The organism is Mucilaginibacter sp. GW822-FHT03E02 (assembly GCF_058801545.1).
Map to the genome: position 1 here is coordinate 3041288 of NZ_JBXANJ010000001.1, position 14231 is coordinate 3055518.

The 14231-nt window shown below is 43.6% G+C and carries 11 protein-coding genes; 9 read left to right on the top strand and 2 right to left on the bottom strand.

Going from position 1 to position 14231, the window contains the following annotated elements; genetic code table 11:
* The first annotated feature begins 20 nt into the window (after positions 1-20).
* Both AC1RM2_RS12750 and AC1RM2_RS12755 read left to right on the top strand, forming a co-directional pair.
* Positions 21-1550 (top strand): serine hydrolase, encoded by a 1530-nt coding sequence (locus AC1RM2_RS12750; RefSeq protein ID WP_492985457.1) that lies wholly within the window; start codon positions 21-23, stop codon positions 1548-1550.
* Positions 1551-1597: 47 nt separating this feature from the next.
* Entirely contained in the window at positions 1598-2245 is a 648-nt protein-coding gene (locus tag AC1RM2_RS12755) for a hypothetical protein (RefSeq protein WP_492985458.1), read from the top strand.
* A 52-nt stretch (positions 2246-2297) separates the two neighbouring features.
* Here the strand turns inward: AC1RM2_RS12755 and AC1RM2_RS12760 are convergent, their stop codons facing one another.
* The gene (locus AC1RM2_RS12760) at positions 2298-2579 is read right to left on the bottom strand and encodes a hypothetical protein (protein ID WP_090651582.1); all 282 of its coding nucleotides are present in this window, start codon (positions 2577-2579) and stop codon (positions 2298-2300) included.
* Between the two features lie 265 nt (positions 2580-2844).
* On the opposite strand from AC1RM2_RS12760, the gene AC1RM2_RS12765 reads away from it, so the two are divergent.
* Together AC1RM2_RS12765 and AC1RM2_RS12770 are read left to right on the top strand one after the other, a co-directional pair.
* A complete protein-coding gene (locus AC1RM2_RS12765; protein WP_492985459.1) occupies positions 2845-5181 on the top strand; it encodes an efflux RND transporter permease subunit in 2337 nt (778 codons plus the stop codon).
* A gap of 229 nt (positions 5182-5410) precedes the next feature.
* The gene (locus AC1RM2_RS12770) at positions 5411-6187 is read left to right on the top strand and encodes an SDR family oxidoreductase (RefSeq protein ID WP_492985460.1); all 777 of its coding nucleotides are present in this window, start codon (positions 5411-5413) and stop codon (positions 6185-6187) included.
* Between the two features lie 221 nt (positions 6188-6408).
* On the opposite strand, the gene AC1RM2_RS12775 is transcribed toward AC1RM2_RS12770, so the two are convergent.
* Positions 6409-6609 carry a hypothetical protein gene (locus AC1RM2_RS12775; RefSeq protein ID WP_492985461.1) on the bottom strand — a complete coding sequence of 67 codons (201 nt, stop codon included), beginning with the start codon at positions 6607-6609 and terminating at the stop codon, positions 6409-6411.
* Between the two features lie 83 nt (positions 6610-6692).
* On the opposite strand from AC1RM2_RS12775, the gene ileS reads away from it, so the two are divergent.
* From ileS to AC1RM2_RS12800, 5 genes are all read left to right on the top strand, one after another.
* Complete coding sequence (gene ileS / locus AC1RM2_RS12780) at positions 6693-10097, top strand: isoleucine--tRNA ligase (protein ID WP_492985462.1); 3405 nt, start codon at positions 6693-6695, stop codon at positions 10095-10097.
* The gene (locus AC1RM2_RS12785) at positions 10098-10481 is read left to right on the top strand and encodes a TraR/DksA family transcriptional regulator (protein ID WP_091149429.1); all 384 of its coding nucleotides are present in this window, start codon (positions 10098-10100) and stop codon (positions 10479-10481) included. It abuts the gene before it with no gap.
* Positions 10482-11087 carry a lipoprotein signal peptidase gene (locus AC1RM2_RS12790; protein ID WP_492985463.1) on the top strand — a complete coding sequence of 202 codons (606 nt, stop codon included), beginning with the start codon at positions 10482-10484 and terminating at the stop codon, positions 11085-11087.
* 318 nt (positions 11088-11405) lie between these two features.
* On the top strand, positions 11406-11930 hold the full coding sequence (locus AC1RM2_RS12795) for a transposase (RefSeq protein WP_492985464.1): 525 nt from the start codon (positions 11406-11408) through the stop codon (positions 11928-11930).
* A gap of 365 nt (positions 11931-12295) precedes the next feature.
* Positions 12296-14224 (top strand): LTA synthase family protein, encoded by a 1929-nt coding sequence (locus tag AC1RM2_RS12800; RefSeq protein ID WP_492985465.1) that lies wholly within the window; start codon positions 12296-12298, stop codon positions 14222-14224.
* Positions 14225-14231: the final 7 nt, after the last annotated feature.

Genomic DNA, 14231 nt, shown 5'->3' on the forward strand with positions numbered 1-14231 from the left:
CCAAGCATAAAACCAGTGTAATGAAAAAAATACTTCTACTTATTATCCTTTTTGTTTCATTAGTTACTGTTACCCAGGCCCAACGCGCCAACCGGAGCAAGTTTATAAGCGATAGCCTTGACCTATATGTAAGCCGAGCCCTCACCAACTGGCGCATCCCGGGCGTAGCTGTTTGTATTGTTAAAGACAATAAGATAGTATTAATGAAAGGCTACGGCATTAAGGAACTTGGCCTGCCAAATCTGGTGGATGTAAACACCTTGTTTATGATAGGCAGCAACACCAAAGCTTTCACGGCTACTGCCTTGGCTATGCTGCAAAGCAGCGGCAAACTTTCGTTAGATGATAAGGTGACCAAATACATCCCGGAGTTTAAGCTTGATAATAAACTTGCGGGCGAGCAGGCCATTGTGCGCGATTTATTGTGCCACCGGCTGGGGCTGCAAACCTTCCAGGGCGATTTTACATTTTACAATACCAACCTTAGCCGCGAAGAAATTATTCAAAAGCTGGGGCAAATTAAAGCGCCTTATGCTTTCCGCACCAAATGGGGTTATACCAATTCGGCATTTTTAACGGCTGGCCAGATTATCCCGAAGGTTACCGGCAGGTCATGGGAAGCTTACGTGAAAGAAAACATTTTTGCCCCCCTGGGCATGAGCAACACATTGGCCCTTACGGCCGAAATGCCCAAATCAATAAACCGTACCGTACCACATACCTTAAATGATGGCAGGCTAACAGCTATACCTTATTGCCAGATTGATGGGCTTGCGCCTGCCGGGGCTATCAGCTCGTCGGTAAATGACATGAGCAAGTGGGTGATGGCGTTACTTAATGACGGCAAAGTTGGCAACAGGCAGGTAATTCCCGCGGCAGCCATACAGGCTACCCGCCAGCCACAGGATATTGTAGGCAGCATCCACCACCTGAACGGCGAAAACAACTTTGAGTTATACGGGCTGGGCTGGTTTTTACAGGACTACTCGGGCCACCGGCTGGTCATGCACGATGGCGGGGTAAATGGCTATTTATCATCGGTAACCTTATCTCCGCAAGATCACCTGGGTATTATCATCTTAACCAATACCGATCAGAATCAGTTTTTTGAAGCCCTGCGCTGGGAAATATTAGATGCTTATTTTGGCCAGGGATACCGAAATTATAGTGACGCTTACCTGGCTAATTACAAAACCCGCGCCACTGCCGACCAGGCCACAGATAAAAAACTGCGCGATTCGGTACTGCTAAACTTGCGCCCGGCCCTACCCGCCCAAAACTACACCGGCAAATATACCAATAGCCTTTATGGCAGCATGACTGTAACCCAGGGCGAGAATAACGACCTGGAGATGCGTTTTGAACACCACCCTAAAATGTTTGCCAAATTGCAACCTTTAGGTGGCAACCGTTACTACGTAACCTTTTCAGATCCTACTTTAGGCAAGGCAGTGTTCCCCTTCACCGTTCAAAACGGCCGGGTAACCGGCGTACGGGTTAAAGTAGCCGATTTTGTAGAGTATAATCCTTATGATTTTAAGAAGGAGTGAGGTGATTGGGTGTAGATTTTTATATCTTTCGATCCTGAATCTTCACAATGAAAAAAGCATTATTGGTTACCGGTATCGTAGTAATTTTTACAGCTTGCCAACAAGGCCCTAAAAAATCGAGTTTTAATGACCCTCTTGTTTTATCCGGCGAATATGATGAGTTGAAAATAGCTTTCAACCCAGTAGACAACCAGGTAACCGGCTACTTTGAAAGTGGTACCGGTGAAGATGCTGCCAGCGGGAGCCCACAATTTTCTTGTATTTTTTATATCGAAGGAAAACTGACAGATAAACAGGCAAAAGTCAAGTCATTTTCTCCGTTGGATAGTTTTCCAGCTGATAATAACGACTTGATAGCGGGCACGCTTATTCCAATCGCCAATAATAAACTATCCTTAAAGTTAGACGAAGAGCACGGTGGCTGCGCTATGGTGCAACATTTTAAAGATGAGCCGGTGATTTTTGCTATTAGTAAAAAACAAAACTGGATAGCTATTAAATATATCACCGCCACCAAAGCATTCTTTTATACGGATGCCCGATTGGAAACCAAAAGAAAAGCATATTTAGTAAAAGGGAATATTATTTACATCGATGAGGAAAAGAACAATTGGGTTCATTGCACCTTTACCGACGTAAATAACCACAGTACTCAAGGTTGGATCAGATCGGAAGATATTAACCGGCTTGAATAGCAAATTCAATCACTTAATCAACCACTCACCCAATCAACTATTCACCACTCACTTAAAACTTCAAATTCGACTTAAGCCAAACCTGTACATCTTCCTGGGTAAATATTTCGGCGGGCAGTTTATCGTGAATAAGTTTCTCCATTTTGTTGCCCGTATTCGCAAAACGGTAATCCCACAATATCATCAGTTTGTTTATCAGGTAAACAACTTCGTTGCCTTCATCTTTTGCAAACGGGGTTGCATCTGGTTTGCCGTTTACGCGTGGATCGTTTTGGGTATAATTCGTCCATTTGTAATCGGTATAATGCAGGTTTCGCTTCGAAAAAAGGATCATGAGCTTAAAGAATTTCTTTAAAGGTACGGATAATTAACCCGGTATTTTGCGATAGCCCATTTTATATGCGCCGAAGTATTAAATAAAAGTTAACAAATTGCGGTTATATACAGCTTATGGCAACCTCATTAGCAGGCTTTCATCTGCCAGATTGATATTTCTTACGACTTATTTTGCGGCGACCTCCAATTGTCACAAAGTCAATATCTTCAATGGGTGGTTAAATCTAAATTCGTAGTTTAGCGGCGGTCATAATTTACTGTTCATGTTCTGGAAAAAAACGGCATCATTTATTCTTAAAAACAGGCTTCTTGTGTTGATAAGCGTTGTGGCGTTGAGTGTTTTTATGAGCTATGAAGCATCCAAAGTAAAAATAACCTTTAACGGCGGTAAGGTACTGCCCGTTACCGATTCGGCCTACATCAGGTATAACCAGTTTAAAAAAATGTTTGGCCAGGATGCCTCGTCCATGGTTATCGGCATCAAATCGGATAAAATTTTTGACAAGGATGTATTTAACGATTGGTACCAGATAGGGAACGATTTGAGGCAGGTAAAAGGTGTTAAAGCGGTTATTTCGGTAGCCAATGTTTATAACCTGCAAAAGGATACCGCCAAACACCGTTTTATCATCAAACCATTGGTTACCGGCATATTGCCAACAGCGCAGGCGGTTGATAGTATAAAACAAAAGCTGGCCAGCCTGCCTTTTTATAAAGGGGTGGTATTGAGCAATGATGGCAAATCTACCCTGATGGCTATCACTTTTGACGATAAGATCATCAACACCCCATACCGTGTACCCATTATCAACAAAATAAAAAAGCTGGGTGCAGCATTTGAACAAAAGCATGGTATTAAAGTGCACTACTCGGGTCTGCCACTTATCCGTACCGTAGTTGGCGATTTGGTGGCGCATGAGTTTTCCATGTTCCTGAGCCTATCGGTGTTAATTACTGCTATCATTCTGCTGGCATTTTTCCGCTCGTTTTTCCCGGTGGTGTTTCCCATTATCATTGTTGTACTTGGGGTAGTTTGGAGCCTGGGCACACTGGTACTGATGCATTACGAAATGACTATCCTCACCGGCATCATTCCGCCGCTTATTGTGGTTATCGGCATTCCTAATACCATCTTCATCCTTAACAAATACTACCACGAATATGAGCTGTGCGGCGATAAAATGAAAGCGTTGCACCTGGCTATTGAAAAAGCCGGCATAACTACCTTTATTGCCAATATTACAACCGCCATAGGTTTCGGCGTATTATGCTTTACCAACAGCGAGCTGCTTACACAGTTTGGCCTGGTAGCCTCCATCAGCATTATTGCTACTTTTGCATTAAGCTTAATTTTAGTGCCCATTATTTTCAGCTACCTGCCATCGCCCAAACCACAAAAGGCCGGCATTAAGGATAGCAAGCTGATGGCGAGCTTACTAAGCGGCCTTGATAAACTGGTGCATACCCGGCGCAAAACTATTTACATAGGCACGTTGGCATTAATTGCCATATCGTGCGTGGGCATTTATCAAATAAATATTAACGGGTTTGTGGTTGATGACCTGCCCCAGCATAACAACACGCTTGAAGACCTTAAATTTTTTGAGGCCAACTTTAACGGCGTACTGCCCTTAGAGGTAAGTATTGATACCAAACGTAAAAACGGTGTGGTAAACCTTGGCGTAATCCGCAAGGTTGAGAAGCTGGAAAAATTAATTTCGTCGTACCCGCAGTTTAGCCGGTCGATATCGCTTATCCAGGTTTTAAAATTCAGCACCCAGGCATTTTACGGCGGCGCACCAGAATATTACCGGCTGCCCGATGGATTGGAACAAAATTTCATCCTGAACTATGCAGGTAACTCTACGGGGAAAGGCACCAGCGCGTTAAACAGTTATGTAGATAGCACCAAACAGGTAACCCGCGTAACGTTTGAAATGATTGATGCAGGGTCAAAAAAAATGAATGTAGTGCTGGCCGAATTGCAACCGCGCATCGATTCTATCTTCAACCCCAAAAAATTCCATGTAGAGCTTACCGGCAGCAGCATCATATTCATTAAAGGCACCAACTACCTGCTTACCAACCTGTATGAAAGTTTGGCCTGGGCTATTTTCCTGATTGCTATAGTGATGTGGATACTGTTCCGGGGCGTTAAAATGATAGCTGTATCATTAGTACCCAACCTGGTGCCGCTGATTATTACAGCCGGCATCATGGGTTTTTTTGGCATTCCGCTTAAACCATCAACTATCCTCATTTTCAGTATAGCCATGGGTATCTCATCCGACCAGACCATTTATTTCATCACCCGTTACCGCCACGAGCTGCGCAACACCGGCAAAAGCATATCGGTAATTGTATCCGATACCATCCGCGAAACGGGGGTGAGCATGATATTTATAGCAACAGTACTATTTTTTGGCTTTGGTGTGTTTGTGGTATCAAAATTTGGCGGTACACAAGCCCTGGGCATCCTGCTATCTATTACATTATTGGTGGCGATGATCAGCAACCTTACCTTGTTGCCGGCATTTTTATTGACTTTGGAAAAAGGGACAGACAGGAATAAATTAAAGGGACCGGATATAGAAGAGTAGTTGGCCTCTGTCTTGACTATGTAAGTACTTATAATGAAAAATGTCATTTCGACGAACCGGGGCAGGGATTGAGCATGGGGTGAGGAGAAATCTTTTACAACCTGCATTTCGAACTTTGCATCGTGGGATGCAGGGCGTATAAGATTTCTCTTCGCGCCACTCCACTTTGGCCTGCCCGGCTCATTCGAAATGACAACTTTCTTTTAATTTGCAAACGAATAACATCGACATGGATCTTAAACTCAACAACAAAGTAGCCCTGGTGCTGGCAGCCAGTAAAGGATTAGGCAAAGCAATAGCCACCGCGCTATCTGCCGAAGGCGCCAAAGTAATTATCGGCTCGCGCGATGAGGCGGAACTAAGTAAAACTGCCGAAGAAATAAGGCAGCTAACCGGCAACGAAGTTGTGGCTATACCTGTTGATGTTTCCAAAACCGATGAAATAGAAACCTTTGTTGCCCAAGCCGCGGCCACATTCGGGCAGATAGATATTTTACTGAACAACGCCGGCGGGCCACCTTTTGATAAGTTTGAAAACTTTGACGATGAGCAATGGCAAAAAGCATTTGAGCTTAACCTGCTTAGCGTTGCCCGCTTTAGCAGACTGGTATTGCCCTATATGCAAAAAACGGGTAGCGGCAGAATCATCAACATCATCAGTGGCTCGGTAAAAGCAGTATTGGGTAATTCCGTACTATCTACCACCATGCGCATGGGCGTTGTGGGTATGGCCAAATTCATGGCCGATGAATTTGGCCCATACAATATCACGGTAAACAATGTGGCTCCCGGCTTAATCCTTACCGACCGCATTAAGCACACACTCCCTAAAGATGTTGACCCGGAACAAGCTATAAAAGACAAAGCAAAAACCATCCCGTTAGGAAGAATAGGCAAACCTGAAGAGCTTGCGGCGTTGGTTACATTTTTAGCATCGGAACAGGCAGCTTACATTAGCGGGACTACTATACAGGTTGATGGCGGGGCGAACAGGGCTATCTTTTAACAGGATTTAAAGGATTTTTTCTTTTTTTTTCTGAACTCGGATTAAGCGGATTTATGGGATTATACATGATTTTTTTGATTGTCCGGAGCGGAATAATCTGATTCAAGTTCACCAATTTGCAATCAAAATCCAAAAAATCTGATAAATCCGCTTAATCCGAGTTCAGACTAAAAGCGTACAATCAAAATCCTGTAAATCCTGTCTAATCCTGAAAATCGTGCTTACTTCCTGCTATCCTTCAAATAATCAATAATCAAAGTAATAATACTCACTATCGCGGCCATAATTAAACCGGTGGCGGCACCCTGCATGTAAACTTTCCAATTGGAGCCTTGTAAAGCCGGGATAACCATAGTAGCCGAAAACAGCATCACGGCTACCAACAACATTAATATCGTGCGCTTTACTTTATTATTTTTCACCCGTCTAAATTAAAAAAATGATTTATAAATTCCGTATTTTTGCAACCTCTTAAAAAAGAGGTGATAAAAGGTAAAAGATATACATGTATAAGGAATATAAGCAGTTAAATTTATCGCAAACAGGCAAAGAAGTACTTAAATTTTGGAAAAAGAACAACATTTTCGAAAAAAGTATCAGCAATCGCCCGGAAGATAACCCTTACACTTTTTACGAAGGGCCACCGAGCGCCAATGGTATGCCCGGTATTCACCACGTAATGGCACGGTCTATCAAGGATATTTTTTGCCGCTATAAAACTTTAAAAGGTTACCAGGTTAAACGTAAAGGCGGCTGGGATACTCATGGCCTGCCCATTGAGTTGGCCGTTGAAAAAGCTTTGGGAATAACCAAAGACGATATCGGCAAAAAAATCACCGTTAAAGAGTACAACGATGCCTGCCGTAAGGAGGTAATGCGCTATACCGATGTATGGAACGACCTGACCGAAAAAATGGGTTACTGGGTCGACCTGGAAGATCCGTACATCACCTACAAAAACGAATATATTGAAAGCCTTTGGTGGATACTGAAGGAGTTTTATAAAGCCGGCTATTTATACAAAGGGTACACTGTACAACCTTATTCACCAAAATCGGGTACCGGTTTAAGCTCGCATGAACTTAACCAGCCGGGCACTTACAAAATGGTGAAAGATACCACCATTGTTGCTCAGTTTAAAGTAAAACGCGACCAGGATTCGGCCTTTTTGTTTGAGGGTGTAAATACCGATGTGTTTATCCTGGCCTGGACCACTACACCGTGGACACTGCCTTCAAACTGTGCCCTTGCCGTAGGCGAAAATATCACCTACGTTAAAATAAACACGTTCAATCCTTACACTTTTGAACCAATCTGCGTTGTTTTAGCAAAGGACCTGGTAAAAAAATACTTCAAGGCCGAAGGCGAAAACGCATCTTTTGAAGATTACAAAGGCGGCGATAAAATTATCCCATGGACATTAGCCGCCGAATTTAAAGGCAGCAATCTGTTAGGCATTCACTACGAACAGCTAATGCCTTACGTAACCAATGACGACCTGGAGAAAAACGCTTTCCGCGTTATCCCTGCTGATTTTGTTACTACCGAGGATGGTACAGGCATCGTACACACCGCATCAGTTTTTGGCGCGGATGACTTTAGGGCCTGTAAAGAAAACAACGTACCATCGGTAATGGTGAAAGACGAGAATGGCAAGGAGGTTCCTTTGGTAGACAAGCAGGGCCGTTTTGTTGACGAGGTTACCGATTTTGCAGGCCAATACGTTAAAGAAGAATATTATTCAGCCGAAGAGCGCGCCGTAGAAGGTTTCAGGGCCACCGACGTACAGATCTCGATTAAACTAAAAACCGAGAACAAAGCCTTCGACGTAAAAAAATACGAGCACAGCTACCCGCACTCCTGGCGTTCTGATGAGCCTATTCTTTATTATCCGCTGGATAGCTGGTTCATCAAAACAACTGCCGTTAAGGATAAGATGGTAGCGCTCAACAAAACCATCAACTGGAAACCAGAATCGACCGGTACCGGCCGTTTTGGTAACTGGCTTGAAAATTTAGTTGACTGGAACCTTTCCCGCTCCCGTTACTGGGGCACCCCGCTGCCTATCTGGCGCGAGGAAAATGGCGGTGAAGAAAAATGCATCGGATCAATAGCTGAGTTAAATGCTGAGATTGAAAAATCGATAGCTGCTGGCTTTATGCCTGCTGGTTTCGCACTGGAAGACATGCACCGCCCTTATGTTGATGATGTGATATTAACCTCATCAACAAGCAACAAGATGTTCCGCGAACCCGACCTGATTGACGTATGGTTTGATAGCGGTGCCATGCCTTACGCGCAATGGCATTTCCCGTTCGAAAATCAGGAAGAATTTGCGAAGGCCTATCCTGCCGATTTTATTGCCGAAGGGGTTGACCAAACCCGCGGCTGGTTTTTTACCCTGCATGCCATAGCCGTGATGCTAAGCGAGTGCAGCGATGAGATAAAGACAGTAAACCAGAAAGTTGGCAACGGCGGCGTAGCCTTTAAAAACGTGATCTCGAACGGTTTGGTGCTTGATAAAAACGGCAACAAAATGTCTAAGCGTTTGGGCAACGGTGTCGATCCGTTTGAAACCATCGAGCAGTTTGGTGCCGACGCGCCGCGCTGGTACATGATTAGCAATGCATCACCGTGGGACAACCTGAAATTTAATGTAGAGGGCATTGACGAAGTCCGCCGTAAGTTTTTCGGTACGCTTTACAATACCTACTCATTCTTTGTGCTGTATGCCAACATTGATAAATTCACTTACAGCGAGGTCGAAATAGAGATCAGCAAACGGCCGGAGATCGACCGCTGGATCATTTCGTTGCTAAACACCTTAACCCAGGAGGTTGACGGTTTTTATGCCGACTTTGAACCAACCAAAGCAGCCCGCGCCATACAGGAATTTGTAGATGCCCATTTCAGTAACTGGTTTATCCGCTTAAGCCGCCGCCGTTTCTGGAGGTCAGATAATTCGGATGATAAGTTATCGGCATATCAAACGTTATATACCTGTTTAATCACCATCAGTAAGCTAATGTCGCCTATAGCGCCGTTTTTTGCCGATAGGTTATACAGCGATTTAAACAGTGTTACGGGCAAAGAAGCTTATGAATCTGTTCACCTGGCTTACTTCCCTGAGTATAACGCCAACCTGGTTGATACCGACCTGGAAGAGCGTATGAAACTGGCCCAGGACATTTCATCTTTGGTGCTATCATTACGTAAAAAAATAGGAATTAATGTAAGGCAGCCACTAAGTAAAATCCTTTTACCTATATTAGATAAGGACTTTAAAGCACACGTGGAGCTGGTTAAAGAATTGATATTATCTGAAACCAACATTAAGGATATTGAGTATATTACCGACACCGCAGGCTTCATCAAAAAGAAGATAAAGCCAAACTTTAAAGCCCTTGGCCAAAAGGTAGGTAAGGACATGAAGGCAGTAGCCGAGGCGATAAATAACTTTACAAATGAGCAGATAGCTGAGCTGGAAGCGAATGGCAGCATTGATTTAGAAGTAGCTGGCGCCAACGCACTCACTACTCACTACTCACTACTCACCACCGACGTAGAGATTATCGCCGAAGACGTACCCGGCTGGCAGGTTGCAAACCAGGGCAAACTAACTGTTGCTTTGGATGTTACCATAACCAACGAGTTAAAACAGGAGGGTATAGCAAGAGAGTTGATTAACCGTATCCAAAACCTGCGTAAGGATAAAGGGTTTGAAGTAACGGATAAAATCGATATTAAGCTGTTTGATCACCCTTACATCAGCGAAGCGGTGAAAAACAATTTAGCTTATATTTGCGCCGAAGTTTTGGCCGTGGATATAGTGCTTGATAACCAGCTAAATGAAGGCGATTTAATAACCATTGACGGACATGAAATTTTGATTGTAATTAGTAAAATATAAATGAAAGTAGAAAACGAAAAAACCAGATATTCTGAGTCAGACCTGCAGGAATTTAAAGCGCTAATCCTGGATAAACTGCGTATTGCTAAAGAAGAATTAAACTCGCTTGCAACATCCTTAAGCTCGCCAAACGCGAACGGAACCGATGATACTGCAGGCACCTATAAAACATTGGAAGATGGCTCGGCCACACTGGAAAAAGAACAAATTAACCAGTTAGCTGCCCGCCAGAAAAAATTTATCGATCAGCTGGAAGCTGCATTGGTACGCATTGAAAACAAAACTTATGGTATTTGCCGCGAAACCGGTAAACTGATACCTAAGGAACGTTTGCGCGCGGTGCCGCACACGACCATGACCATGGAAGCAAAATTGAGGCAATAAATGAAGGCTGCTTACACCAAACCTTTTTTTACCGCTCTTATCATTATCCTTGCCGACCAGCTTATTAAAATCTGGGTATGGAAACATATGTTTACGAGCGAGGAGATTCACTTTCTGGGTAGCTACGGCATGCTGCGTTACACTGAAAATAACGGCATGGCCTTTGGTATGGAGTGGGGGGGCGAAGCCGGCAAACTGGCATTAACCCTGTTCCGTATTGCAGCGGTTGCAGGTATTATTTACAGCTTGATATATCTCATCAAACATAAATATCACCGCGGGCTGGTCATGAACGTGGCGCTTATTTTAGCAGGCGCTGTTGGTAATATCATTGATTCTACTTTTTACGGTATCTGGTTTCAACACGGCAAGCTATTTCATGGCCGGGTAGTTGATATGTTTTACTTCCCCCTGCTCAGAGGCACCTACCCGTCATGGTTTCCTTTTTGGGGCAAAGAGTCATTTGAGTTTTTCAGGCCCATCTTTAACCTCGCCGACTCTGCCATATGCGTGGGCGTTATCATGATACTTTTATATCAAAAGCGCTACTTCAAACATGAAGTACCAGAGGCAGCAAGCCCCAACAGCGAAATGGTTGAGGAATAACGAACGACTGACAATATTGGAAAAGCCGCTAACCGCGGCTTTTTTGTTTTACGCGCCTTCCGGTGCCTGTGGAGACACAGGCACCTATCCGCAAACATTGTCGCCATCTCATAAGCAACCCGGAATAGCTATCTGTGAGGACACAGACCGCGGAAAACAAAGAAAAAAAACTCTCTTCCAGTGCCTGTGTCCCCACAGGCACCTTTCACAAACATTGTCGGTCGCCCATGACCTACCCTTTCGCTCACTAATTCCTAAACCCAACACAATATTATTACCACCACTTAAATAATTTATGCCTTTTTGCTATTTTCATAAATGGAATTAAACGAAGTTTATTTTTTTACTGCTACCATAACCGATTGGATACCGTTACTAAGACCAGACAAATTTAAAATGATCATCGTAAACAGTTTAGCATATCTTATTGAGCATAAGAAACTGAAAGTGTACGGCTTTGTTATCATGCCTAACCATATCCATTTAATTTGGTCACCGTTGACTATGAATGGTAAGGAAAGCCCATCCGCCAGCTTTATGAAATTCACAGGGCACCAGTTTTTAGATGAGTTACGCAATACTGATGAAGCATTGTTGGCCCGGTTTAAAACAGACATTAACAACCGGAGCCACCAATTTTGGCAACGCAACTCGTTGCCAATAAGAATTATTGACCGGAAAATGCTAGAGCAAAAATTGGATTACATTCATTTGAACCCTTTACAAGCGCATTGGAATTTAACCGACGATCCCAATAAATATTATTTTTCATCTTGCTCGTTTTACGAGGAAGACGATATGGAATTTAAATGGTTATCGCATTACATGGAACTGTTTGAATAGCCGCCGGAATAGCTGCCTGTGAGGACACAGGCAGCGGAAAAGTTTTTTTAGATTGAGCACCTCCGGCGTCTGTGTCCCCACAGACGCCTTCCTCAAATATTTTCGACATCCCATAAGCCGCCAGAATAGCTTCCGGTGAGGACACAGGTTACCATAAAAATTCATAATTTTATAACATTAACTAAACCCACAAGTTATTTTAAATTATGACAAAAAATTAAAATAAGATTTTTGCTTATTTATTACATTCGTTGCTTTTACAAGCACCCCTGCATTTAAACGACGATAAATTTACCATTGTTCCTTAACCGGGGACAATCACCTTTCGCCTTACACAATTTGGGGGTAGCCAAAACAACACTTTCATGGAAGATAAATTTAGGTTATCCGAGTATAAGGTTCTTATATATCGAATGTTTTTAGGCTACCTGTTCTATTTTATAGCCCGGGTTTTATTTTTTGCTTATAACACGCACCTGTTGGCCGTTGATAATCTTTCCACGCTGTTAAAACTTTGCTATTACGGGATGGCCTTTGATACCACTGCCCTGCTATACCTTAACAGCCTGTTTATTTTATTAAGCATACTGCCCTTAACCATCAATACCCGGCCGGGATACCAAAAGGGCATCACCATTTTATATTTTATTACCAATTTTTTGGCGTACGCCACCAATTTCGTCGATATCATTTACTATCGCTTCAGCCAGGTACGCTCAACCAAAGCAGTGCTTGATGTATTGGCCGATGAAACCAATAAAAAAGCGCTGCTCGAGCATTTTACCTGGGCCTATTGGTATATCCTGGCAATATTTATATTGTGCTGCTTGTGCTGGGTTTGGCTGTATTACCGCGTAAAAGTTAAGCCGCGACCTGTAAAGCATTTGCAACCCTACTTTATAACATCTGTAGTTTCGCTGCTTGTTGCCGTGGCGCTGGTTATAGGCGGTATCCGGGGCGATTTTGCGCACAGTACCAGGCCCATCAACATGGTTGATGCCTATAAACACGTTACTGTGCCCAACCAGGGCGATGTGGTATTAAATACCCCCTTCGCCATTATCCGCACAATCAGCAGCAACAACTTCAAAATTCAGCACTGGACAACTGCCGATTATATTAACGCTAACATTAAACCTATAAAACAGTACAACAGTAAGCCCGCTGCAAAACCCAACGTTGTAATTATTATTTTGGAAAGCATGGCCAAAGAGTATTGGGGCAGCATGAACAGGGGGGCCAACATCCCCGGCTTTGTATCGTACACCCCGTTTTTAGATTCGCTTTCAGATAATAGCTTGATATTTACCAACGCCTACGCCAATGGCCGTCAGTCTATCCATGCTATGTCGTCAGTTTTGGCTGGCATTCCTTCATTTCAAACGGCTTTTACTTCATCGCCTTTTGCCAAGCAAAAAATCGAATCTATGGTATCAGTATGTAACAACATGGGATATCAAACTTCATTTTTTCATGGCGCGGCAAATGGGTCGATGGGTTTCCAGGGCTTTGGCAGCATTTTAGGGTTTAAAAACTACTACGGCAGAACAGAATACAATAACGACCGGGATTTTGACGGCATCTGGGGCATTTGGGATGAACACTTTTTTCAGTTTATGGGCAAAACCCTCAGCACCCAAAAACAGCCCTTTATGGCTACTTTGTTCAGCCTGTCATCGCATGACCCATATCAACTGCCCGAAAAATATAAGGCCAGGTTTAAAGGCGGGCCGCTTGCCATTGATAAATGCGTGCAATACTCGGATAATGCGCTGCGCGAATTTTTTAGCTATGCTAAAACGCAACCCTGGTTTGCCAATACTATTTTTGTTATAACAGCCGACCATACCAGCCAAACCTATTACCCGGAATACAGCAAAGGTGTTAACCGCTTTGCTGTACCTATTTTGTTTTATAGCGCCAACACGGCTTATGCCCTAAAGGGCACGCGTACCGACCTTGCTTCGCAGATGGACATATACCCTTCCGTTGCCGACTTGATAGGCTACAACAAGCCCTTCAGGTCATGGGGCCGCAGTTTGATTAACCCTGCACCTGCCGAATTACCAAGGGTAATCAACTCAACCGGTAACATCTACCAGCTGATGCAAGGCAACTATACCTATTTGTTCGACGGAAAAAACATCACCGGCATATACGCCGTTACAGACAAAGGCCTGGAGAAAAACCTGATGACTAACAACCCCAATCCCGAAATGAATACCGGCATAGCCGATTGTAAGGCCTTTATCCAGGATTATGCGGATAGGATTGTGAACAAGAAGTTGAACTAAATGTAAA

Bases quoted from the DNA above. Each gene is read 5' to 3' on its own strand.
- AC1RM2_RS12765 (WP_492985459.1), top strand. From the start codon at position 2,845: ATGTTCTGGAAAAAAACGGCATCATTTATTCTTAAAAACAGGCTTCTT.
- AC1RM2_RS12760 (WP_090651582.1), bottom strand. From the start codon at position 2,579: ATGATCCTTTTTTCGAAGCGAAACCTGCATTATACCGATTACAAATGG.
- AC1RM2_RS12790 (WP_492985463.1), top strand. From the start codon at position 10,482: ATGAAGGCTGCTTACACCAAACCTTTTTTTACCGCTCTTATCATTATC.
- AC1RM2_RS12750 (WP_492985457.1), top strand. From the start codon at position 21: ATGAAAAAAATACTTCTACTTATTATCCTTTTTGTTTCATTAGTTACT.
- AC1RM2_RS12795 (WP_492985464.1), top strand. From the start codon at position 11,406: ATGGAATTAAACGAAGTTTATTTTTTTACTGCTACCATAACCGATTGG.
- AC1RM2_RS12800 (WP_492985465.1), top strand. From the start codon at position 12,296: ATGGAAGATAAATTTAGGTTATCCGAGTATAAGGTTCTTATATATCGA.
- AC1RM2_RS12785 (WP_091149429.1), top strand. From the start codon at position 10,098: ATGAAAGTAGAAAACGAAAAAACCAGATATTCTGAGTCAGACCTGCAG.
- AC1RM2_RS12755 (WP_492985458.1), top strand. From the start codon at position 1,598: ATGAAAAAAGCATTATTGGTTACCGGTATCGTAGTAATTTTTACAGCT.
- ileS (WP_492985462.1), top strand. From the start codon at position 6,693: ATGTATAAGGAATATAAGCAGTTAAATTTATCGCAAACAGGCAAAGAA.
- AC1RM2_RS12770 (WP_492985460.1), top strand. From the start codon at position 5,411: ATGGATCTTAAACTCAACAACAAAGTAGCCCTGGTGCTGGCAGCCAGT.